This is a genomic window from Enterobacter sp. SES19, from assembly GCF_011765665.1.
Classification (GTDB): domain Bacteria; phylum Pseudomonadota; class Gammaproteobacteria; order Enterobacterales; family Enterobacteriaceae; genus Enterobacter; species Enterobacter pseudoroggenkampii.
Genome location: NZ_CP050320.1, coordinates 1,339,683 through 1,363,007, shown reverse-complemented (window position 1 = coordinate 1,363,007; position 23,325 = coordinate 1,339,683). Strand labels below are relative to the sequence as shown.

Sequence of the window (23,325 nt, the reverse complement as noted above, 5' to 3'; positions counted from 1 at the left end):
GTAACGGTGATTTACAGCTGAAAGCAAATCCGGTGAAGCGCAGTCTTAAGCATAAGGCGCTAAGGAGACCGTAAATGGCTGATACAAAGGCAACGCTCACCCTAAATGGTGACACTGCTATTGAACTGGATGTGCTAAAAGGCACGCTCGGTCAGGATGTTATTGATATCCGTACGCTGGGTTCTAAAGGTGTGTTCACCTTTGACCCTGGATTTACCTCTACCGCATCTTGCGAATCCAAAATCACCTACATTGACGGTGACGAAGGTATCCTGCTCCATCGCGGCTTCCCCATCGATCAGTTAGCCACCGAATCCAACTATCTGGAAGTGTGCTACATTCTGCTGAACGGCGAAAAACCGACGCAGGCCCAGTACGATGAATTCAAAACCACCGTGACCCGTCACACCATGATCCATGAGCAGATTACCCGTCTGTTCCATGCGTTCCGTCGTGACTCTCACCCTATGGCGGTGATGTGCGGGATTACCGGTGCGCTGGCGGCGTTCTACCACGACTCCCTTGACGTGAATAACCCGCGTCACCGTGATATCGCGGCGTTCCGCCTGCTGTCCAAAATGCCTACCATGGCGGCGATGTGCTACAAATACTCCATCGGCCAGCCGTTTGTGTATCCGCGCAACGACCTCTCCTACGCGGGTAACTTCCTGCGCATGATGTTCTCCACGCCGTGCGAAGAGTACGAAGTGAACCCGGTACTGGAACGTGCGATGGACCGTATTCTGATCCTGCACGCTGACCACGAACAGAACGCCTCTACCTCTACCGTCCGTACCGCGGGCTCTTCAGGCGCGAACCCATTCGCCTGTATCGCTGCGGGTATCGCCTCCCTGTGGGGACCGGCGCACGGCGGCGCGAACGAAGCGGCACTGAAGATGCTGGAAGAGATCAGCACCGTTGAGCACATTCCTGAGTTTGTGCGTCGTGCGAAAGACAAGAATGACTCCTTCCGCCTGATGGGCTTCGGTCACCGTGTTTACAAAAACTACGACCCGCGCGCCACCGTCATGCGTGAGACCTGCCACGAAGTGCTGAAAGAGCTGGGTACCAAAGATGACCTGCTGGAAGTGGCGATGGAGCTGGAACACATCGCGCTGAACGACCCGTACTTCATCGAGAAGAAACTCTACCCGAACGTCGATTTCTACTCTGGCATTATTCTGAAAGCGATGGGCATTCCGTCTTCCATGTTCACCGTCATCTTCGCCATGGCCCGTACCGTAGGCTGGATTGCGCACTGGAACGAAATGCACAGCGAAGGCATGAAAATCGCCCGTCCTCGTCAGCTGTATACCGGCTACGAGCAGCGTGATTTTAAGTCTGATATTAAGCGCTAAACGACGTTGGGTGCGGCCTGATGCCCTCACCCCGGCCCTCTCCCACAGGGAGAGGGAGAAAACATTAAAAACGGCAACTTTCGTTGCCGTTTTGCTTTTATTTCTGGCAGTGCGGGCACCAGTAAAAGGGTCTCGAAGAGAGCATAATCTTGTCGATAATCCCGCCGCATCGCTCGCACATTTTCCCCTCCCGATGAAACACCTTGAACCGGAACAGCGCCCCGTGATGCTTGTTCTCATCCACCACGCCGCGCGTGTTGTACGACAGCCGCGGAATATCCAGCAGCGCGTGGGATAACGCGTCCAGCTGTTCATCATTCAGCTGAGACGCTTTGTGCTGCGGCGCCAGCCCGACTTCCCAGAGGATCTCTACCCGCAGGTAGTTGCCCAGCCCGGCCAGAAAGGCCTGGTCGAGGAACAGGCCGGAAAACTGCCGGTTACGGAATGTGGGCGATAGCAGCCGGGCCTTCACATCGCTCGCCGTCAGGCGCTTGTCCAGCACGTCCGGCCCGACACGCTGCAGAAACGGGTGCGTCAGCAGCTGCTCCGGCGTTAACATTTCGATATCCGACGCGCTATAGAGCAGGATCGCCTTATCCGCCGTTTGCAGCCTGACGCGCAGCACGCGGGTGGTTTGCGGCTGCTCGTCCGCCTCCACCACGCGCCAGACGCCGTAAAGCTGATTATGGCTATATAACGTCAGGTTATGGGAAAAATGCGTGAGCAACGCTTTGCCGCGCGTTTCAATATGGGTCACCGTCTGCCCCACCAGCTGTGATTCAAACGGTTTTAGCTGAGGAAAAGCAAACCAGACATGCGTCAACGGTTTGCCCTTTATCGCCGCCTCCAGGCTATCCGCCGCGCGGCGGATCTCCGGACCTTCTGGCATGTTATTGTCCTTTCATGATTATTCTGCGCTGACCAGAATGCCCTCTTCAGAGAACGCCGCCCGCAAGCGGCGCGCGAACTGGAGCGCATGCTCGCCGTCGCCGTGTAAACATACCGTATCAGCCTGAACGTTTGCCTGTGTGCCATCCACGGCGGTCACCCGCCCGGCGCGCACCATCTCCAGCGTCTGCGCCAGCGCTTTAGCTTCGTCGGTAATCAGCGCCCCGGCCTGTGTACGTGGAACCAGGCTGCCGTCCGGCAGGTATCCCCGGTCGGCAAACACTTCCTGACGGGTGGTCAGGCCCAGCCGCTGTCCGGCACGAATAAGCTCGCTACCCGCAAGGCCTACCAGAATCAGCTGCGGATTACAGTCCCGCACCGCGCGGGCAATCGCCTCCGCCAGCGCCGGATCTTTCGCCGCCTGGTTATAGAGCATGCCGTGCGGCTTCACGTGGCGCATGACACCGTTCTCAGCGCGTACCATCGCCTCCAGCGCGCCGATCTGGTAGAGCACCTGAGCGTAGACCGTCTCCGGCGGCAGATCCATCGCCGTGCGGCCAAAGTTTTCCCGGTCAGGGAAGCTCGGATGAGCGCCAATCGCGACACCGTTTTTGATGGCATTACGCACGCTCTCCAGCATGGTTTGCGCATCGCCCGCATGAAAGCCACAGGCGATGTTGACCGAGGTGACCAGCGTCATCAGCACCGCATCGGCGCTGCTGCCCTCGCCCAGATCGGCATTCAAATCAATCTTTACCATCAAGCCTCCACGCCAGCTGTTCGAGATAACGCTGCTGATCCTGCCGCGCCTTCAGCGCCTCTTCCAGTGAACACTGCACGAAGTGAATCGGCTGTCCGAGGGGAATTTGCGCCAGATGGTAGCGATCGGCTTCAATGATGCAGGCAATTCGCGGGTAACCGCCGGTCGTCTGCGCGTCGTTCATTAACACGATCGGTTGCCCGTTGCCTGGAACCTGAATGACCCCCGGCAATAAACCGTGGGAGAGCAGTTCCCGGTCCGTCGTGCGGGTCAGCGGTTGCCCCTGAAGACGGTAGCCCATGCGGTTACTCTGCGGACTGAGCTTCCACGGCGAGCGCCAGAAGGACTCTTTGGAAGCCTCGTCAAACTCATGATATTCCGGCCCCGGTAAGGCGCGGATCTGGTTTCCCCACAGCAGCTGTTTTACGCCCTGCGCGGTCGAGAAATGGCGTGCCGAGGGCTTGATTGCCAGCCGGTCGCCGTCGCGCAGCAAACGTCCTTCATGACCGCCGATCCCGGCTTTCTGATCGGTGCTGGATGAGCCCAGCACCTCCGGCACGTCGATGCCGCCCGCCACCGCGAGATAGCTACGTACACCGTGCAAAGGACGCTTTAAGGTTAGACGCTGTCCGGCTTTCGCCCGCAGCCGCCAGCCGGTCCACACCGCTTTACCATCCAGCGTCGCGTCACACCCTGCGCCAGTTAAGGCAAACCAGGTCTCCTGACTAAACTCAATGACGCACTGGCCGAGCGTAATTTCGAGCGCGGCCGTATTGCCGGGGTTGCCCACCAGCACGTTAGCAATCTCCAGCGCAGGCCTGTCCAGCGCGCCACAATAGCTCACGCCAGACTGGCGCATACCAAAGCGGCCCGCATCCTGTACGGAGGTATAAAGCCCGGCGCGAATAAGCGTTAACATACCCCCTCCTTCTGCGGGATAAAGCGAAGGGTATCGCCGGGACGCAGGAGTATTGGCGTCTCCAGCCCCGGGTCAAATAACGGTGTGGCGGTATGCCCAATAAGCTGCCAGCCGCCGGGCGATGTCAGCGGATAAACGCCGGTCTGCTCGCCGCCGATAGCCACCGTCCCCGCCGGTACGCTCAGGCGCGGTTCGGCACGACGTGGCGTATGCAGCTGAGGGGCTAATCCCCCCAGATACGGGAATCCGGGCTGAAACCCCAGGAACCAGACCACGTAGTCAACCGAGCTGTGCAGCTCAACAACCTGCTTTGCTGTTAAACCACAGTGGTCTGCCACCACGTCGAGATCCGGTCCCCCCGTGCCGCCATACACGACCGGGATCTCGATGGCACGCGATTCCGGCTCCAGCGCCTCACTCTCTTCCCACCAGCGCTGCAAACGTTCGATGGCATCCAGCGCCAGCGTATGCGGGCTACGCAGCACCACGGTGATGTTATTCATCCCCGGAATGGCTTCAACCACTTCCGGCAGATCGACCAGACGCTGGGTTAGCCGCCAGATACGTTTTTGCGTGGCAAGGGTCACCGGCGGCTCGAGCTCCAGAACCACTGCCGTTTCTCCCAGAAGATAACAACGCGCTCGCTGCACTCAGGCACCTCTCATCAGGCCGGGTTAGGGATATCAATAAAAGTCACATCCAGATCGGTGTTTTCCGTCAGCCACTCGCTGAGGGCGCGAATGCCGCCGCGCTCGGTGGCATGATGGCCTGCCGCGTAAAAATGCAGCCCCTGCTCACGCGCCGAATGAATCGTCTGCTCGGACACCTCGCCGGTGATAAAAGCATCGACACCAAAACGCGCGGCGCTGTCGATAAAGCCCTGCCCGCCACCGGTACACCAGGCCACACGCTTGACCGTATCCGGGCCGGTATCACCGCTCCATAGCGGACGACGCCCCAGGCGCGCTTCAATCCACGAGGCCAGCTCCAGCCCCGGAACCGGCATCGCCAGTTCGCCCCACGGCACCAGCGGCTCAATCTCCCCCATCACGGTAATGCCCAGTAGCTGCGCCAGCTGGACGTTGTTGCCGAGCTCCGGGTGCGCATCCAGCGGCAGGTGGTAACCGTACAGGTTAATGTCATTTGCCAGCAGCGTTTTCAGGCGGTTGCGCTTCATGCCGCGAATAATCGGCGATTCGTTTTTCCAGAAGTAACCGTGATGGACAATCACCGCATCAGCGTTCTGACGGACCGCCTCGTCCAGCAGCGCCTGGCTTGCCGTGACGCCGGTGATAATTTTTTGCACCGTTTCACGTCCTTCGACCTGGAGCCCGTTCGGGCCGTAATCGCTGAAGGAGGCACTATTCAGTTTTTCGTTAATCAGGCGTTCCAGTTCGCTGTTTTTCATCATCACTCTCTTATGCTTTGCGGGCCGCTTCGTACGCAGCCAGCGTGGCGACACGCGCCTGTTTATGATCGACAATCGGACGGGGATAATTCAGTTTTACACGCTGTTTATCCGCCCATGCCCACGGTTCGTGGATCGCTTTAGCCGGTATCTCTTTAAGTTCAGGGACCCAGCGGCGGATAAACTCGCCGTCCTCATCAAATTTTTGTCCCTGAGTGGTTGGATTAAAAATCCGGAAATAGGGAGCCGCATCGGTGCCCGTTGAGGCTGCCCACTGCCAGCCGCCGTTATTCGCGGCAAGATCGCCATCGATCAGCTGAGAGATAAAATAGCGCTCTCCGATACGCCAGTCGATAAGCAGATCCTTCACCAGAAAGCTGGCGGTAATCATTCGCAGGCGGTTGTGCATCCACCCCGTCTCATTGAGCTGACGCATCGCGGCATCGACTATCGGATAGCCCGTCAGCCCTTTTTGCCAGGCCTGTAAAAGTGCCTCGTCGTGCTGCCATTTTACGTTGTCGGTCCAGGGAATGAACGGACGATGCTTACAGAGATCGGGATGATACGTCATCAGATGGCGGTAGAACTCACGCCAGATCAGTTCATTCAGCCAGACGGACCCAGCGCCGCCCTCCAGCGCCTGCGGCTGCTCGGCCAGAAGACGGTGTAAACACTGGCGAGGAGAGATCGCGCCCAGCGCCAGACAGGCCGACAGGCGGCTGGTGCCCTCGATGGCCGGAAAATCTCGCCGCGCGTCGTAGTTGGCCGCGTCCTGTTTGCAGAACTGGCGGAGCTGAGCGATGGCCGCTTTTTCATCGGCGGGGAACAGCGCTTTATCAAACGGCTGCTGAGGATAATCGAACGTCAGTTCAGGCAGGTCCTTTATGGCTTCGCCCCTCGCGGCAGGCGCAGCAACGCACTCCGGCAACGCCTCTTTCAGACGTTTGATAAAGGCATTTTTAAAAGGTGTGAAAACTTTATACATCTCACGGTTGCCGGTCATCACGCTGCCCGGCGCCAGCATCACGCTGTCATCAAATCCTTCACAGACCACATCCTGCAGCTCCTTCTCCAGCTGACGGTCGCGCTGCTGCTCGTTGAATTCGTACTGATAGTTGTAAAAAAGATGCGTAACGTTGTGCTGCTTACAGGTCTCCTGCACCGTCCGCAGCTGTGCGGCAAAATCACTCACCTCTTTATAGAGAAGCGGTATGCCTTTTCCGGCAAGCGAATGCTGCAGTTCGGTCAGATACGCCCGCAGCAAGGCCGCCTGGCGTGGCGCCATATCATGCTGCCGCCACTGCCCGGGCGTAGCCACAAACAGAGCCAGTACGTTAGCGTCTTTGGCGCGGCAGGCTGCCGCGAGGGCGATATTGTCATGTACGCGCAGATCCGCGCGAAACCAAACCAGATGGGTGGGCATAAAACTCCAGGCAAATATCCATTATGTCCGTAAGGGCATGCCGTAAAAGGAAAAAGCATGCATTGAACTACTTTGCCATGAAGTGTAGACGGGATGAAATAAAAAAGGCCGCCCGAGGCGGCCTTAACGCTACTTGTCCTGCGAGATCGTGGTTAAAGCAACAAACCCGATCGGCTCATCACTTATTAGGATTTTATAAAGGCTTCGAGGGATTGCCATCTGCTTAGAGGAGGGGATGATAAAAATCCCGGGTAGGGGCTGGAAGACCACCCAACGGACCGCGAATCCCGAGGGACAAAAAAACCGCCACATTGCTGTTGGCGGTTTTTTTATTGCTGTGTGTAGTCTTAGTAGAAGTCGCAGGTCGCTTTCTCGGCCTGATCCATCCATACCGGCTTCTCGCTGGTTTTCGCCCAGACGCGGTGCAGATAGCTATAAAAACGTGCACGATCTTTCCAGAACAGCATCACCGGCAGAGCCAGCACGCCAGCCACTACGGCGAAAGCGCGGCGCATGAACACGATATGAGCCGGATACTCTTTATAAAGATCCATATTTTTCTCCCCTATAGTTGGCCGGAAACGTCATCCGGAAAATTCAAAATCTGTGACCTGGCTAAAATAATATCGCTTTGTTTGTAATTTTACTACTCATCCGACCACTTATTTTCGTCCGTTTAGCAAAAATTTACACTCACACCGTAATTAAGTTACAAAAAAGTTAACGATTTACTTATCAATAGTTAAATTGTGGGCTTTGCCATTTTTATACTTTTTTTACACCCGCCCTTCTCATTTTTGCGAAATCTTTGCGCCATAAATCCTACCGTTAGCACAACAACAAAAGTCACCCGGAGGTGGATTGTGAGTGCAGGTCTTATTGCCGGCATCGTGCTGGTGTTCCTGTTATTGGGTTATCTGGTTTATGCCCTGATTAATGCGGAGGCATTCTGATGGCTGCTCAGGCGTTTTTGCTTATTGCCAGTTTCTTAGTGGTGTTGTTCGTCCTGGCAAGGCCGCTGGGCTCGGGGCTGGCACGGCTAATCAATAACGTTCCCCTGCCCGGCACGGGAAGCGTTGAAAAAGGGATCTGGCGCGTACTGGGAATAGACGATCGGGAGATGAACTGGCGTGACTATCTGATCGCCATTCTGCTGCTGAATATCGTTGGGCTCATTGCGCTTTTTGCCATGCTGATGTTGCAGGGCATTCTGCCGCTGAATCCGCAACAATTACCGGGCCTGTCCTGGCATCTTGCGCTTAACACGGCAGTCAGTTTTGTCACCAACACCAACTGGCAGTCCTATTCCGGTGAAACCACGCTCAGCTACTTCAGCCAGATGGTCGGGTTAACCGTGCAGAACTTCCTCTCTGCCGCGAGCGGTATTGCGGTGATCTTCGCGCTGACGCGTGCGTTTGCGCGGCAGAAAGTGAGCACGCTGGGTAACGCGTGGGTGGATCTGACGCGCATTACGCTGTGGATCCTGCTGCCGATTGCGCTGCTGATCGCGCTGTTCTTTATTCAGCAGGGCACCCTGCAAAACCTGATGCCTTACACACCTTATACCTCGCTGGAAGGCGCAAAACAGCTCCTGCCGATGGGGCCGGTGGCGTCGCAGGAAGCCATCAAAATGCTCGGGACGAACGGCGGGGGCTTCTTTAACGCCAACTCCTCGCATCCGTTTGAAAACCCTACCGCTCTGACCAATTTTGTGCAGATGCTGGCGATTTTCCTGATCCCCGCCGCGCTCTGCTTTGCCTTTGGCGACGTAGTCAACGATCGCCGTCAGGGGCGCACCCTGCTCTGGACCATGTCGCTTATCTTCGTGGTCTGTGTTGCGCTGGTGATGTGGGCCGAATGGCAGGGTAATTCGCACTTCCTGACACTGGGTGCCGACAGCGCAATCAATATGGAAGGTAAAGAGAGCCGCTTTGGCATTCTTGCCAGCAGCCTGTATGCGGTGGTCACCACGGCTGCCTCGTGCGGGGCCGTCAACGCCATGCACGATTCCTTTACGGCGCTGGGTGGCATGATCCCGATGTGGCTGATGCAGATTGGCGAGGTGGTGTTTGGCGGCGTAGGCTCTGGTCTTTACGGCATGCTGCTGTTCGTGCTGCTGGCGGTGTTTATTGCCGGTCTGATGATTGGCCGCACCCCGGAATATCTGGGTAAAAAAATCGACGTTCGCGAGATGAAATTAACCGCGCTGGCGATTCTGGTCACCCCGGCGCTTGTGCTGCTCGGCACCGCGCTGGCGCTGATGACCGAGGCCGGACGCAGCGGCATCTTTAACCCTGGCATTCACGGTTTCAGTGAAGTGCTGTATGCCGTCTCCTCTGCCGCCAACAACAACGGCAGCGCCTTTGCAGGCTTAAGCGCCAACTCACCGTTCTGGAACTGCCTGCTGGCGTTCTGCATGTTCGTGGGTCGCTTCGGGATCATTGTGCCGGTTATGGCGATTGCCGGATCGCTGGTGAACAAAAAAATCCAACCGACCACCACCGGGACGTTACCGACCCACGGCGCGCTGTTTATCGGCCTGCTGACGGGCACCGTGTTACTGGTCGGCGCCCTGACCTTTATCCCCGCCCTCGCGTTAGGCCCGGTCGCGGAATACCTCTCTTTACGCTGATTTTGCGGAGAAATTGTCATGAGTCGTAAACAACTGGCCCTGTTCGAACCGTCATTAGTTCGTCAGGCGCTCATGGATGCGGTGAAAAAGCTGAGCCCGCGCGTGCAGTGGCACAACCCGGTGATGTTTATTGTCTGGGCGGGAAGCGTCCTGACCACCGGCCTGGCGATTGCCATGGGAACGGGCCACATGCCGGGGAATGCGATGTTTACCGGCGCCATCAGCCTGTGGCTGTGGTTTACCGTGCTGTTCGCCAATTTTGCGGAAGCGCTGGCGGAAGGCCGGAGTAAAGCCCAGGCCAACAGCCTGAAAGGGGTGAAAAAAACCGCCTTCGCGCGCAAGCTACGTGAACCGAAATACGGCGCGCAGATGGACCACGTTCCGGCGGATGAACTGCGTAAAGGCGATGTGGTGCTGGTGGAAGCCGGTGACATCATCCCTTGCGACGGCGAAGTCATTGAAGGGGGAGCATCGGTGGATGAAAGCGCCATCACCGGCGAATCCGCGCCGGTGATCCGTGAGTCCGGCGGCGATTTCGCCTCCGTGACGGGCGGGACGCGCATTCTTTCCGACTGGCTGGTGATACAGTGCAGCGTTAACCCGGGTGAAACCTTCCTCGACCGGATGATCGCCATGGTGGAAGGCGCCCAGCGCCGTAAAACGCCAAACGAAATTGCCCTGACCATCCTGCTGGTGGCCCTGACCATTGTCTTCCTGCTGGCAACCGCGACGCTGTGGCCATTCTCTGCCTATGGCGGTACCGCGGTCACCGTCACGGTACTGGTGGCGCTGCTGGTTTGTCTGATCCCAACCACCATTGGCGGCCTGCTGTCGGCCATCGGCGTGGCCGGCATGAGCCGTATGCTCGGTGCCAACGTTATCGCCACCAGCGGGCGTGCGGTGGAAGCCGCCGGTGACGTGGACGTCTTGCTGCTGGATAAAACCGGGACCATCACCCTCGGTAACCGTCAGGCGTCAGATTTCTTACCCGCCCCGGGCGTGGATGAAAAAACGCTGGCAGATGCCGCACAGCTCTCTTCGCTTGCCGATGAAACCCCGGAAGGCCGCAGTATCGTGATCCTCGCCAAGCAACGCTTTAACCTGCGCCAGCGCGACGTTCAGAGCCTGCACGCCACGTTCGTGCCCTTCACGGCACAAACCCGCATGAGCGGCATTAACATTCAGGATCGCATGATCCGTAAAGGCTCGGTTGACGCCATCCGCCGCCACATCGAGGCTAACAACGGTCACTTCCCGCCGGAAGTGGACAGCCTGGTCGAAAGCGTGGCCCGTCAGGGGGCGACGCCGCTGGTGGTGGCCGAAGGGGCCCATGTGCTGGGGGTAATTGCGCTGAAGGATATCGTCAAAGGCGGCATCAAGGAGCGCTTTGCCCAGCTGCGTAAGATGGGGATCAAAACGGTAATGATCACCGGGGATAACCGTCTTACCGCCGCGGCGATTGCCGCCGAAGCGGGCGTGGATGATTTCCTTTCCGAAGCCACACCGGAAGCCAAGCTGGCACTGATTCGTCAGTATCAGGCGGAAGGCCGTCTGGTGGCGATGACGGGTGACGGTACCAACGATGCCCCTGCCCTGGCGCAGGCCGACGTGGCGGTGGCAATGAACTCCGGTACCCAGGCGGCAAAAGAGGCGGGCAATATGGTCGACCTCGACTCTAACCCGACCAAGCTGATCGAAGTGGTACACATCGGCAAGCAGATGCTGATGACGCGCGGGTCGCTGACCACGTTCAGCATCGCCAACGACGTGGCGAAGTATTTCGCCATCATTCCGGCCGCGTTTGCCGCGACCTATCCGCAGTTAAACGCCCTGAACGTGATGCACCTGCACTCTCCGGCCTCGGCCATTCTGAGCGCAGTCATCTTTAACGCCCTGATTATTGTCTTCCTGATCCCGCTGGCGCTGAAGGGCGTGAGCTACAAGCCGCTCACGGCGGCCGCCATGCTGCGCCGTAACCTGTGGATTTACGGCCTGGGCGGGCTGGTGGTGCCCTTCGTCGGTATCAAGGTTATCGACCTGCTGTTGACGCTGTTCGGCCTGGTTTAAAAGGTGAATCAAATGACCATGTTACGCCCCGCTATACTTCTGTTTATTCTGCTGTCTCTCATTACCGGCGGGCTGTACCCGCTGGTGACCACCGCGCTGGGCCAGTGGTGGTTTAAGGATCAGGCTAACGGCTCGCTGATACTGCAAAACGGTGAAAACCGCGGTTCTCGCCTGATTGGTCAGAACTTTACGGATGCCCGCTACTTCCAGGGACGCCCTTCCGCCACTGCCGAAAGCCCGTATAATCCGATGGCATCCGGCGGCAGCAACCTGGCGGGCAGCAACCCGGAGCTGGACAAAGCCGTCGCTGAGCGCGTGGCAACCCTTCGCGCCGCGAATCCACAGGCCAGCCGGGAAGTACCCGTGGAGCTGGTGACCGCCTCGGCCAGCGGGCTGGACTACAGCCTGACGCCGGCAGCCGTGGCATGGCAGATCCCGCGCGTCGCCGCCGCCCGCCAGCTAACCGTCGAACAGGTGAGCCAGCTGGTTGCAGAGCACACGCAAAAGCCGCTGGTCAGCTTCATCGGCATGCCCGTGGTAAATATTGTTGAGCTGAATCTGGCGCTGGACGCGCTAAGGAAAAACTAAATGACCGACGAGCCCATGCGCCCGGATCCGGACAGGCTGCTTGAACAGACGGCTGAAGCCCATCGTGGCAAACTGAAAATTTTCTTCGGCGCCTGCGCGGGCGTCGGGAAAACCTTCGCCATGCTGACGGAAGCCCAGCGGCTTCGGGCGCAGGGGCTCGATATTTTGATCGGCGTGGTTGAAACCCACGGACGTAAAGAGACGGCATCGCTGCTGAAGGGGCTGGCTACCCAGCCGCCCCGCCGCATCAGCCATCGCGGTCGGTTAGTCACCGAATTCGATCTCGATGCCGCCCTCGCCCGCCGTCCCGCCCTTATCCTGATGGACGAACTGGCGCACAGCAATGCGCCAGGCTCACGCCACCCAAAACGCTGGCAGGATGTTGAAGAGCTACTTGAAGCCGGTATCGATGTGTTCACCACGGTTAACGTTCAGCATCTTGAAAGCCTGAACGACGTGGTCAGCGGCGTGACCGGCATTCAGGTGCGCGAGACGGTGCCCGACCCCTTCTTTGATTCCGCGGACGAGGTGGTGCTGGTCGACCTGCCCCCCGATGATTTGCGCCAGCGCCTCCATGAAGGCAAAGTGTATATCGCCGGCCAGGCCGAGCGCGCCATCGAACATTTCTTCCGTAAAGGCAACCTGATAGCCCTGCGCGAGCTGGCCCTGCGCCGAACCGCCGACCGGGTGGACGATCAGATGCGCGCCTGGCGCGACCTGCAGGGCCAGGAACGCGTCTGGCACACGCGGGATGCCATCCTGCTGTGCGTGGGCCACGGCAGCGGTAATGAAAAGCTTGTCCGCACCGCCGCGCGCCTCGCTGCCAAATTTGGCAGCGTCTGGCATGCGGTATATGTCGAAACGCCGCAGCTGCACGCGCTGCCCGAAAACCAGCGTCGCGCGATCCTGAGTTCGCTGCGCCTGGCACAGGAGCTGGGTGCCGAAACCGCGACGCTTTCCGATCCGCAGGAAGATAAAGCCATTCTGCGCTACGCGCGCGAGCACAACCTGGGGAAAATCGTCATTGGCCGTCGCCAGCATCGCCGCTGGTTTAGCCGCGAATCCTTTGCCGACAAGCTGGCTCGTCGTGCGCCGGATCTGGATCTGGTGATCGTGGCGCTGGATGACAAACCTACCCCCTTACCGAATCGCGCGCCGGACAGCCGCACCTTCAGCGATAAATGGCGCATTCAGCTTCGCGGCTGTCTTGTCGCCGTCGTGCTCTGCGCCCTGATTACCGTCATTGCCAGCCAGTGGCTGATTGCGTTTGATGCCGCCAACCTGGTGATGATCTACCTTCTTGGTGTGGTGGTGGTGGCGCTCTTTTACGGGCGCTGGCCGTCGGTACTGGCGACGGTTGTCAACGTCATCAGCTTCGATCTGTTCTTTATTGCTCCCCGCGGGACGCTCGCCGTCTCGGACGTGCAGTACATCCTTACCTTCGCCGTGATGCTCACCGTCGGGCTGGTGATCGGGAATCTGACGGCGGGCGTACGCTACCAGGCACGCATCGCCCGCTACCGCGAACAGCGTACGCGCCATCTCTATGAGATGTCGAAATCGCTGGCGGTGGGTCGTACGCCGCTGGATATCGTGCAGACCAGCGAGCAGTTTATTCGCTCGACGTTTCATGCCAGCAACCTGATTTTACTCCCGGACGAACACGGTAAGCTGCGCCCGCTGACCTCGGCCACCGGCATGACGCCCTGGGACGAAGCCATCGCGCGCTGGAGCTTTGACAAAGGCTTACCGGCAGGCGCAGGCACCGACACCCTCCCCGGCGTGCCCTATCAAATTCTGCCGCTGCGCAGTGCCGATAAAAATCAGGGGCTGGTCATCGTAGAGCCTTCCAACCTGCGCCAGCTGATGATCCCCGAACAGCAGCGTTTACTGGAGACGTTTACGCTGCTGGTTGCCAGCGCGCTGGAACGACTGGCTCTCACCGCCAGCGAGGAACAGGCCCGTCTGGCGAGCGAGCGGGAAAGCATTCGTAACTCGCTGCTGGCGGCGCTCTCGCACGATCTGCGTACCCCGCTCACCGTCCTGTTTGGTCAGTCAGAAATCCTGACGCTGGACCTGGCGGCGGAAGGCTCTAAACACGCCCTTCAGGCCAGCGAGATCCGCCAGCATGTGCTGAATACCACGCGCCTGGTGAATAACCTGCTCGATATGGCGCGTATCCAGTCAGGCGGTTTTAACCTCAAAAAAGAGTGGCTCACGCTGGAAGAGGTGGTGGGCAGCGCCCTGAAAATGCTCGAACCCGGCCTGGGCGGGCGACATATCGCGCTGAACATGCCCGAGCCTCTGACGTTAATTCACGTCGACGGTCCGCTGTTTGAGCGGGTGCTGATCAACCTGCTGGAGAACGCCGGCAAATATGCGGGCTCCAGCGCCCGGATTGGGGTGGATGCGACGGTGGACGATGGTACGCTTCGTCTTGACGTCTGGGATACCGGCCCCGGCATCCCAGCCGGGCAGGAGCTGGCTATTTTCGAAAAATTCGCACGCGGCAATAAGGAGTCGGCCATTCCAGGCGTCGGGCTGGGGCTGGCGATTTGCCAGGCGATCATTGACGTCCATGGCGGGACCATTTCCGCAGAGAATCGTCCGGAAGGCGGCGCGCGGTTTTGTGTTACACTTCCTCTGGAAACCCCGCCAGAACTTAATGAATTACCAGAGGATTTGTGATCAACGTTCTGATTGTTGAAGATGAGATCGCCATTAGCCGTTTTCTGCGCGCTGCGCTGGAAGGAGACGGTCTGCGCGTTCATGATGCGGGTACGCTTCAGCGGGGTTTAATTGAAGCCGCTACCCGCAAGCCGGACCTGGTGATCCTCGATCTTGGCCTACCGGACGGTGACGGCATCGATTTTATCCGGGAAGTCCGTCAGTGGAGCCAGATGCCGATCCTCGTGCTATCCGCCCGTACTGAAGAGACGGATAAAATCGCGGCGCTGGATGCCGGGGCGGATGACTATCTGATTAAACCTTTTGGGATCGGCGAATTACAGGCCCGCCTTCGCGTGGCGCTGCGTCGCCACAGCGCAACCACGCCTGCTGACCCAACCTACACGTTTGGGGATATCCGGGTTGACCTGGCCGCGCGGCGCATTGTGCGCGGCGATGAGGAGATTCACCTCACGCCGATAGAATTTCGCCTGCTCGCCGTACTGCTCAACAACCACGGTAAGGTACTCACCCAACGCCAACTGTTAAGTCAGGTGTGGGGACCCAACGCTGTGGAACATAGTCATTATTTACGCATATATATGGGACATCTTCGTCAGAAACTCGAAGTCGACCCCGCTCGCCCTCGCCATCTATTAACTGAAACCGGTATCGGTTATCGGTTTATGCTTTGAATAACTATTCATTTTATTTATAAATAAAACTAAATCCCTCAGAAAATATTTCACAAATAACCCATACGTTATTTTTACGGGTTATTTTTGCTCATTTAAAACATTGATAACACAACCTATTAACGCACCATCAACAAATCAGAATTTTGATCTGCGATATTCATCTAAAACGAATATTTATTTCTGATTTGATCGATTATCGGTGATCTACCTCACGGTTAATCGCCTTTTCCTGGATAAAATGACCATGCTTTCAATTACTGAAAGGAAAATGAATCATGGAAAACAACAATCGCTTAATGCCCCATATAAGGCGGACAACACATATCATGATGTTTGCCCACCGAAACTGCTTTGACTTTCATCTCTTTAATGCCCGGTAGTCCTTCGACTTCTGGCGCACTCGCTTACAGGTCATCCTGAAACATCTTATTTTACAGGCTTTTGCCTGTGAACCCGTGCGCTCATTCATCTTGATTCAGACTCATCCGCACCGGGCGGACTGAATTTCAATCATCAAAAAAGCAATTCACTGATTTAAATCAGCGGCCACCCTTTGCTTTTTTTCCGGAAAATTATCGATTTCTTTCTTGCAAGAAATCGAGGGACGTTTATTACCTAAAATAAAGAGAGAAAGATGAAAAGTTTAAAAATCGCAGCCAGCCGTGCCTGTCCGGATTGCTTTACCACCCAGCGTGAACTGGTGGATGTCCGCGCTTCTGATTATATTGATGTTGCCGCCATTGTTCTGGCGGTCACGGATATTGCCAGCGGTATCCTGGACGAAATAGAAGCCACCGGTTTTGGCATTCCTGTTTTTGTCGCGACGCATAAAGAAGAGATCATTCCGGCAGACTATTTATCGCGCATTCATGGCGTATTTGAGTATTCAGACACCAGCAACGACTTTTATGGACGCCAGCTGGAAGCAGCGGCCCTGAAGTACGAAACCCAACTGCGCCCGCCGTTTTTCCGCGCACTGGTCGACTACGTGAAGCAGGGCAACAGTGCGTTTGACTGCCCGGGGCATCAGGGCGGCCAGTTCTTCCGCCGCCATCCAGCCGGTAATCAGTTCGTTGATTTCTTTGGCGAGACGCTTTTCCGCTCCGATCTGTGTAACGCCGACGTCGCAATGGGCGATCTGCTGATTCACGAGGGCGCGCCGTGCATTGCGCAGCAACATGCAGCAAAAGTCTTTAATGCCGATAAGACCTACTTCGTGCTGAACGGCACCTCGTCATCCAACAAAGTGGTGCTTAACGCCCTGCTCACCCCGGGCGACCTGGTGCTGTTCGACCGTAACAACCACAAATCTAACCATCACGGTGCCCTCCTCCAGGCTGGCGCAACGCCGGTCTATCTCGAAACCGCGCGTAACCCGTACGGCTTCATTGGTGGCATTGACGCCCACTGCTTTGAAGAAAGCTATCTGCGCGAGCTGGTAGCAGAGGTGGCGCCGGGCCGTGCACGCGATGCGCGTCCGTTCCGTCTGGCGGTGATCCAACTGGGTACCTACGATGGCACCATCTATAACGCCCGTCAGGTGGTGGATAAGATTGGGCACCTGTGTGATTACATCCTGTTTGACTCAGCCTGGGTGGGTTACGAGCAGTTTATTCCGATGATGGCCGACTGCTCGCCGCTGCTGCTGGAGCTGAACGAAAACGATCCGGGGATTTTGGTTACCCAGTCCGTGCATAAACAGCAGGCCGGCTTCTCGCAGACCTCGCAAATCCATAAGAAAGACAGCCATATCAAAGGGCAACAGCGCTATGTCCCGCATAAGCGGCTGAATAATGCCTTTATGATGCATGCCTCCACCAGCCCGTTTTATCCGCTGTTCGCTGCGCTGGACATTAACGCCCGTATGCATGAAGGCCAGAGCGGCCGCAACATGTGGATGGACTGCGTGGTGAACGGTATCGAAGCGCGCAAGCTGATCCTGGAGAACTGCCAGTATCTGCGTCCCTTCGTGCCGGAGACGGTGGATGGCCGTCCGTGGGAAAGCTGGGACACGGCGGAGATTGCAACCGATCTGCGCTTCTTCCACTTCGTTCCGGGTGAAAACTGGCACGCTTTTGAAGGCTACGCAGAGCACCAGTATTTTATCGACCCGTGCAAGCTCCTGCTGACCACGCCGGGCATTAACGCCCGCACCGGGGAGTATGACGACTTCGGCGTGCCCGCCACTATCCTCGCCAACTTCCTGCGTGAAAACGGCATCGTGCCGGAAAAATGCGATCTCAACTCGATCCTGTTCCTGCTCACGCCTGCGGAAGATATGGGCAAACTGCAGCAGCTGGTGGCGCAGCTGGTGCGCTTCGAAAAACTGCTCGAGAGCGATGTTCCGCTGAAAGAGGTCCTGCCTTCTCTCTACAAACAGCATCCGGAACGTTACGCGGATTACACCCTGCGCCAGATCTGCCAGGAGATGCATGACCTGTACGCCCGTCACAACGTGAAACAACTGCAGAAAGAGATGTTCCGCAAGTCTCACTTCCCACGCGTGATGATGAACCCGCAGGACGCGAACTACGCCTATCTGCGCGGTGAAGTTGAGCTGGTCTCCCTGCGCGACGCGGAAGGCCGCATCGCCGCCGAAGGCGCACTTCCTTATCCGCCGGGGGTGCTGTGTGTTGTCCCAGGGGAAGTCTGGGGCGGTTCCGTGCTGCGCTACTTTGCCGCCCTGGAAGAAGGCATCAACCTTCTGCCGGGCTTCGCGCCGGAGCTGCAGGGCGTGTACGTCGAGGAGTGTGAGGGCCGCAAACAGGTTCGCTGCAATGTCATCAAACAACCCGCCGCTCAGCCCGCGCTGCTGAAAGGAGAGAAATTATGAGTAAGTCCAATAAGATGGGCGTGGTGCAGCTGACCATCCTCACCATGGTGAACATGATGGGCTCCGGGATTATCATGCTGCCCACCAAGCTTGCAGAGGTGGGTACCATCTCTATCATCTCCTGGCTGGTGACGGCAGTCGGTTCAATGGCGCTGGCGTGGGCGTTCGCCAAGTGCGGGATGTTCAGCCGTAAGTCAGGTGGGATGGGGGGCTATGCCGAATACGCTTTTGGCAAGTCGGGCAACTTTATGGCCAACTACACCTACGGTGTGTCGCTGCTGATCGCCAACGTGGCGATTGCCATCTCCGCGGTGGGTTACGGTACGGAGCTGTTCGGCGCGACGCTCAGCCCGGTACAAATTGGGCTGGCGACCATCGGGGTTCTGTGGATCTGCACCGTGGCTAACTTTGGCGGTGCGCGTATTACCGGACAGCTCTCCAGCATCACCGTCTGGGGCGTGATTATCCCGGTTGTCGGCCTGTGCATCATCGGCTGGTTCTGGTTCAGCCCGACGCTGTACGCCAACTCCTGGAACCCGCACCATGTGCCGTTCTTTACCGCTGTGGGCTCTTCTATCGCCATGACGCTCTGGGCTTTTCTGGGGCTGGAATCCGCCTGCGCGAACGCGGAAGTGGTGGAGAATCCTGAAAAGAACGTGCCGATTGCGGTCCTTGGCGGAACGCTGGGCGCGGCGGTGATCTATATCGTCTCGACTAACGTCATTGCGGGCATCGTACCGAATATGGATCTGGCTAACTCCACGGCGCCGTTCGGGCTGGCCTTCGCGCAGATGTTCACGCCGGAAGTCGGGAAAGTGATCATGGGTCTGATGGTGATGTCCTGCTGCGGTTCACTCCTTGGGTGGCAGTTCACCATCGCACAGGTGTTTAAATCTTCGGCTGATGAAGGTTACTTCCCAAAAATCTTCTCCCGCGTGACCAAAGCGGATGCGCCGGTGCAGGGCATGCTGGCGATTGTTATCTTCCAGAGCGGATTGTCGCTGATGACCATTAGCCCGTCGCTGAACAGCCAGTTCAACGTGCTGGTCAACCTGGCGGTCGTGACAAATATCATTCCGTATATTCTGTCGATGGCGGCGCTGGTGATTATTCAGAAAGTCGCGAAGGTGGATCCACGCAAGGCGCGGGCGGCGAATATCGTGGCGCTGATTGGAGCAATCTACAGCTTCTATGCGCTCTACTCATCCGGTGAGGAAGCGATGCTGTATGGCGCGATGGTGACCTTTATGGGCTGGACGCTGTACGGTCTGGTGTCACCACGGTTTGAATTGAAGAATAAGCACAGTTAGGTAAAAGCAAAACGGCAACCCAAGGGTTGCCGTTTTTATTGTTTTCTCCCTCTCCCTGTGGGAGAGGGCCGGGGTGAGGGCATCAGCCCGCACACAAACCGCACTTACGCGTTTTTCAGCACTTCGCTGACAATCTCTACCGCTTCTTTCTCAATCTGCTGACGGTGCTCAGCGCCGAGGAAGCTTTCGCAATAGATTTTATACGCATCTTCCGTACCGGATGGACGCGCGGCGAACCAGCCGTTTTCGGTCATCACTTTCAGCCCACCAATGGAGGCGCCGTTGCCCGGTGCCGCCGTCAGACGCGCGGTGATCGGGTCACCTGCCAGGGTGCTTGCGCTGACCATCTCCGGAGAGAGTTTGGACAGGGCCGCTTTCTGAGCTGACGTCGCGCTGGCCTGAATACGGTTATAGCTTGGTGCACCAAAGCGTGCCGCCAGATCATTGTAATGTTCCTGCGGGTTTTTACCGGTGACCGCGGTGATTTCCGCCGCCAGCAGGCACATGATGATGCCGTCTTTATCGGTTGACCATGGCGTGCCGTCGAAACGCAGGAAAGAGGCCCCCGCGCTCTCTTCACCACCGAAACCAAAGCTGCCGTCGTGCAAACCGTCAACGAACCATTTGAAGCCCACCGGCACTTCCACCAGCTTGCGGCCCAGCGCCTCGACCACCCGGTCGATCATCGCCGAGGAAACCAGCGTTTTACCGACGGCCACCTCTTTGCCCCACTGCGGACGGTGCTGGAACAGGTAGTTAATCGCAACCGCCAGATAGTGGTTCGGGTTCATCAGCCCGGCAGGGGTGACGATACCGTGACGGTCATAATCCGGGTCGTTAGCAAACGCCAGATCGAATTTATCACGCAGCGCCAGCAGGCCCGCCATTGCGCACTCGGAAGAGCAGTCCATACGGATCGCGCCGTCTTTATCCAGGTGCATAAAACGGAAGGTCTGATCGACGTGATCGTTCACGATGGTCAGATCCAGCTTGTAATGCTCGGCGATACGCTTCCAGTATTCGATACCAGAGCCGCCCAACGGATCCACGCCCAGCTTCAGGCCGGCTTTCTGAATGGCCGCCATATCGACGATATCCGCCAGCCCTTCCACGAACGGCTGAACCAGATCCTGCTCTTTTACGTGGCCGGACGCCATGGCCGCATCCAGAGAAATGCGCTTCACGCCTTTCAGGCCGTCAGCCAGCAAGGCGTTCGCACGATCTTCGACCACTTTGGTGACGTTGGTGTCCGCCGGGCCACCGTTAGGCGGGTTGTATTTGATGCCACCGTCTTCCGGCGGGTTGTGGGATGGCGTGATAACGATACCGTCAGCCAGCGCGCCACCTTTTTTGTTGTGTACCAGGATGGCGTTAGAGACCGCAGGCGTTGGGGTGAAGCCATTGTTCTCCTGAACAATGACATCGACGCCGTTTGCAGCCAGCACTTCCACAACAGAGATGAACGCCGGTTCAGACAGGGCATGGGTATCTTTCCCCACGTAGCACGGACCGGTAACGCCGTTTTTAGCGCGCTCTTCCGCAATGGCCTGAGCAATGGCCAGAATGTGCGGTTCGTTAAAGCTGTGGCGCGCCGCGCTGCCGCGGTGACCAGATGTACCAAACTTCACTGCGTGTTCTGCGTTGCCCACGACCGGCTTCAGCACGTAATACTGCGCGGTCAGCTGAGCGACGTTAATCAAATCGCTTTGTTGTGCAGGTTGGCCTGCACGGCTGTGATTTGCCATTACCGGGTCCTTCTGATGCAAGGGTTAAATTGTACCGCAAACCTTTTCAATCAATTCCGCCGGGAACTGCATGGACTGCATGATGTGTTCAATCATGCTGCACTTGCGGCCCGTATTGGTATTGGTTATCACCCAGTATGGGGTGCCAGGAACATGTTTGGGTTTGGTTTGATTGCCATTTTGCAGCAGCGTCTGCTCGTCGCCCGCGAAATAGACGCGAGTACGACCGTGCAGCGACTCGGTCGCTTCAGCAAACGCTTTGTTATCCAGTGAATAAAGTGTAGACAGCACCAGCATAAAGCGGTTAACCGCCTTTTTCTGCTCCGCGTATTCATCGGAGAGCAGCAGCTCGCGCATCGCGCGCACTTTATCTTTTGCCGGCGTCACGGCAGGTTTTGCTTGTGCAACAACGCTTGGCTGAGACACGACATCTTTGGTGACTGGGGTAGCAGGCTGTGAAGCGGCGGAAATTTTAAGCATGCGCCGTAAAATGTCGGACGCGCTCTCCCCGATATGCCGCGTCTGGCTGGCAATATACTGATAGAGTTCGTCATCAACTTCGATTGTTTTCATCTTAATCCAGTGCGATATCTTATCTGAATACAAGTCATTGGGATTATAAGGTCAAATCCCAACAGCGGATAGCGTCAAACCAGGTTGGCGGCAAAAGTCAGATTAAACTGGAACCTTGCAGCCGGGCGGCAGAATGGTCAACATGATACCCTAACCTGACATACGTAAAAAAAGAACTTTGCCATGAAATTGAATACCCGAGCGCAAACTGCACAATCGCCGAACAATAATTCTCCCATCGTACTGGTTCACGGGCTTTTTGGCAGCCTGGATAACCTGGGCGTGCTGGCACGCGATCTGGTTACCGACCACGATATTTTACAGGTCGATATGCGCAATCACGGTCTTTCCGGGCGTTCCGACGAGATGACCTACGCAGCGATGGCGCAGGATCTGCTGGATACGCTGGACGCACATAGCCTGCAGAAGGTAACGCTGATCGGGCATTCAATGGGTGGTAAAGCGGTGATGGCCCTGACGGCACTGGCCCCGGACCGTATTAACGGCCTGGTGGTAATTGACGTCGCGCCCGTGGATTATGACGTCCGTCGTCACGACGAGATTTTTGCCGCCATTAATGCGGTCACAGAAGCGGGTGTCGCGACACGCCAACAGGCGGCTGCCGTCATGCGTGAGCATCTTGATGAAGAAGGCGTCGTGCAGTTCCTGCTGAAGTCGTTTGTTGACGGGCAATGGCGTTTTAACGTGCCGGTGCTCTGGGACCAGTACAACAACATCGTGGGCTGGAAAACCGTCCCCGCCTGGCCGCACCCTACCCTCTTTATTCGCGGCGGAAACTCGCCTTACGTAACCGACGCATACCGCGACACGCTGCTGGCCCAATTCCCGCAGGCTCGCGCCCACGTTATTGCCGGTGCCGGGCACTGGGTGCATGCGGAAAAACCTGACGCCGTGCTGCGCGCCATTCGCCGCTATCTTGCTGATACTGCAAATTGATTAAAAAGAAAGCGACTGGAAGGCTGCAGGCGTCCAGTCGTTGGCGTGCCGTTTTTGGTGATGTATGATGGCGCGCTTATCGCCCGGGCATTAGCAGGGCGGCGTGTTTCCCCCGAAGTCTCAGAATCATGGCCAAAGAACAAACGGACCGTACGACACTAGATCTGTTCGCGAATGAGCGTCGCCCGGGACGACCCAAGACGAATCCGCTTTCGCGCGATGAACAGCTGCGTATCAATAAACGCAACCAGCTTAAACGCGATAAAAATCGTGGGCTTAAGCGTGTCGAACTGAAGCTTAACGCCGACGCCGTCGATGCGCTGAACGAGCTGGCCGACGCGCGAAATATCAGCCGCAGCGAACTCATTGAAGAGATGTTGATCGCGCAGCTTGAGACGTTACGCGGCCAGGCATAAGTCTGAAAATCCCCTTTATCGCCCTTTTCATGTAGCACAGAGTGCAGTCCTGCGCGATAGCTGTTTCCGCAGGGTTGCCAGTT

Annotated in this window: 21 protein-coding genes; 12 read left to right on the top strand and 9 right to left on the bottom strand. The window is 57.3% G+C overall.

The window, feature by feature from the left end; all coding sequences use genetic code 11:
- Positions 1-74 precede the first annotated feature (74 nt).
- On the top strand, positions 75-1,358 hold the full coding sequence (locus GXP72_RS06400; protein ID WP_023334930.1) for a citrate synthase: 1,284 nt from the start codon (positions 75-77) through the stop codon (positions 1,356-1,358).
- A gap of 97 nt (positions 1,359-1,455) precedes the next feature.
- Here the strand turns inward: GXP72_RS06400 and nei are convergent, their stop codons facing one another.
- From nei to GXP72_RS06365, 7 genes are all read right to left on the bottom strand, one after another.
- Positions 1,456-2,247 (bottom strand): endonuclease VIII, encoded by a 792-nt coding sequence (gene nei, locus GXP72_RS06395; RefSeq protein ID WP_090417770.1) that lies wholly within the window; start codon positions 2,245-2,247, stop codon positions 1,456-1,458.
- Positions 2,248-2,265: 18 nt separating this feature from the next.
- The gene (gene pxpA / locus GXP72_RS06390) at positions 2,266-3,006 is read right to left on the bottom strand and encodes a 5-oxoprolinase subunit PxpA (protein ID WP_208763627.1); all 741 of its coding nucleotides are present in this window, start codon (positions 3,004-3,006) and stop codon (positions 2,266-2,268) included.
- On the bottom strand, positions 2,993-3,925 hold the full coding sequence (gene pxpC, locus GXP72_RS06385) for a 5-oxoprolinase subunit PxpC (RefSeq protein WP_024908804.1): 933 nt from the start codon (positions 3,923-3,925) through the stop codon (positions 2,993-2,995). The genes pxpA and pxpC overlap by 14 nt, the downstream gene beginning before the upstream one ends.
- A complete protein-coding gene (gene pxpB / locus GXP72_RS06380; protein WP_032649521.1) occupies positions 3,919-4,575 on the bottom strand; it encodes a 5-oxoprolinase subunit PxpB in 657 nt (218 codons plus the stop codon). Before pxpB ends, pxpC begins: the two co-directional genes overlap by 7 nt.
- 14 nt (positions 4,576-4,589) lie before the next feature.
- Complete coding sequence (locus tag GXP72_RS06375; protein ID WP_024908806.1) at positions 4,590-5,333, bottom strand: type 2 GTP cyclohydrolase I; 744 nt, start codon at positions 5,331-5,333, stop codon at positions 4,590-4,592.
- 10 nt (positions 5,334-5,343) lie between these two features.
- On the bottom strand, positions 5,344-6,756 hold the full coding sequence (gene phrB / locus GXP72_RS06370; RefSeq protein WP_208763626.1) for a deoxyribodipyrimidine photo-lyase: 1,413 nt from the start codon (positions 6,754-6,756) through the stop codon (positions 5,344-5,346).
- A 347-nt stretch (positions 6,757-7,103) separates the two neighbouring features.
- Positions 7,104-7,310, bottom strand: a complete 207-nt coding sequence (locus tag GXP72_RS06365) for a YbfA family protein (RefSeq protein ID WP_013097552.1) — start codon at positions 7,308-7,310, stop codon at positions 7,104-7,106.
- A 309-nt stretch (positions 7,311-7,619) separates the two neighbouring features.
- Here GXP72_RS06365 and kdpF point away from each other — a divergent pair, with 309 nt between their 5' ends.
- The 9 genes from kdpF to potE all read left to right on the top strand — a co-directional run bounded on the left by kdpF (position 7,620) and on the right by potE (position 19,551).
- The gene (gene kdpF / locus GXP72_RS06360) at positions 7,620-7,709 is read left to right on the top strand and encodes a K(+)-transporting ATPase subunit F (protein ID WP_014069365.1); all 90 of its coding nucleotides are present in this window, start codon (positions 7,620-7,622) and stop codon (positions 7,707-7,709) included.
- A complete protein-coding gene (kdpA, locus tag GXP72_RS06355; RefSeq protein WP_208763625.1) occupies positions 7,709-9,388 on the top strand; it encodes a potassium-transporting ATPase subunit KdpA in 1,680 nt (559 codons plus the stop codon). Before kdpF ends, kdpA begins: the two co-directional genes overlap by 1 nt.
- Positions 9,389-9,406: 18 nt before the next feature.
- A complete protein-coding gene (gene kdpB, locus GXP72_RS06350; protein WP_024908809.1) occupies positions 9,407-11,455 on the top strand; it encodes a potassium-transporting ATPase subunit KdpB in 2,049 nt (682 codons plus the stop codon).
- A gap of 12 nt (positions 11,456-11,467) precedes the next feature.
- On the top strand, positions 11,468-12,043 hold the full coding sequence (gene kdpC / locus GXP72_RS06345; protein WP_208763624.1) for a potassium-transporting ATPase subunit KdpC: 576 nt from the start codon (positions 11,468-11,470) through the stop codon (positions 12,041-12,043).
- Entirely contained in the window at positions 12,044-14,731 is a 2,688-nt protein-coding gene (kdpD, locus tag GXP72_RS06340; RefSeq protein ID WP_032649527.1) for a two-component system sensor histidine kinase KdpD, read from the top strand.
- On the top strand, positions 14,728-15,405 hold the full coding sequence (gene kdpE, locus GXP72_RS06335; protein ID WP_024908812.1) for a two-component system response regulator KdpE: 678 nt from the start codon (positions 14,728-14,730) through the stop codon (positions 15,403-15,405). Before kdpD ends, kdpE begins: the two co-directional genes overlap by 4 nt.
- A 278-nt stretch (positions 15,406-15,683) precedes the next feature.
- Positions 15,684-15,788 carry a leader peptide SpeFL gene (gene speFL / locus GXP72_RS06330; protein ID WP_003858645.1) on the top strand — a complete coding sequence of 35 codons (105 nt, stop codon included), beginning with the start codon at positions 15,684-15,686 and terminating at the stop codon, positions 15,786-15,788.
- 254 nt (positions 15,789-16,042) lie between these two features.
- The gene (gene speF, locus GXP72_RS06325; protein ID WP_032649529.1) at positions 16,043-18,241 is read left to right on the top strand and encodes an ornithine decarboxylase SpeF; all 2,199 of its coding nucleotides are present in this window, start codon (positions 16,043-16,045) and stop codon (positions 18,239-18,241) included.
- Positions 18,238-19,551 (top strand): putrescine-ornithine antiporter, encoded by a 1,314-nt coding sequence (gene potE / locus GXP72_RS06320; RefSeq protein ID WP_032649532.1) that lies wholly within the window; start codon positions 18,238-18,240, stop codon positions 19,549-19,551. The genes speF and potE overlap by 4 nt, the downstream gene beginning before the upstream one ends.
- Before the next feature lie 104 nt (positions 19,552-19,655).
- Here the strand turns inward: potE and pgm are convergent, their stop codons facing one another.
- A complete protein-coding gene (gene pgm / locus GXP72_RS06315; protein WP_032649535.1) occupies positions 19,656-21,296 on the bottom strand; it encodes a phosphoglucomutase (alpha-D-glucose-1,6-bisphosphate-dependent) in 1,641 nt (546 codons plus the stop codon).
- 24 nt (positions 21,297-21,320) lie between these two features.
- A complete protein-coding gene (gene seqA / locus GXP72_RS06310) occupies positions 21,321-21,869 on the bottom strand; it encodes a replication initiation negative regulator SeqA (RefSeq protein ID WP_008501070.1) in 549 nt (182 codons plus the stop codon).
- A gap of 183 nt (positions 21,870-22,052) precedes the next feature.
- On the opposite strand from seqA, the gene ybfF reads away from it, so the two are divergent.
- The gene (gene ybfF, locus GXP72_RS06305) at positions 22,053-22,826 is read left to right on the top strand and encodes an esterase (RefSeq protein WP_208763623.1); all 774 of its coding nucleotides are present in this window, start codon (positions 22,053-22,055) and stop codon (positions 22,824-22,826) included.
- Between the two features lie 128 nt (positions 22,827-22,954).
- The gene (ybfE, locus tag GXP72_RS06300) at positions 22,955-23,242 is read left to right on the top strand and encodes a LexA regulated protein (RefSeq protein WP_024908816.1); all 288 of its coding nucleotides are present in this window, start codon (positions 22,955-22,957) and stop codon (positions 23,240-23,242) included.
- The last annotated feature ends 83 nt before the right edge of the window (positions 23,243-23,325 follow it).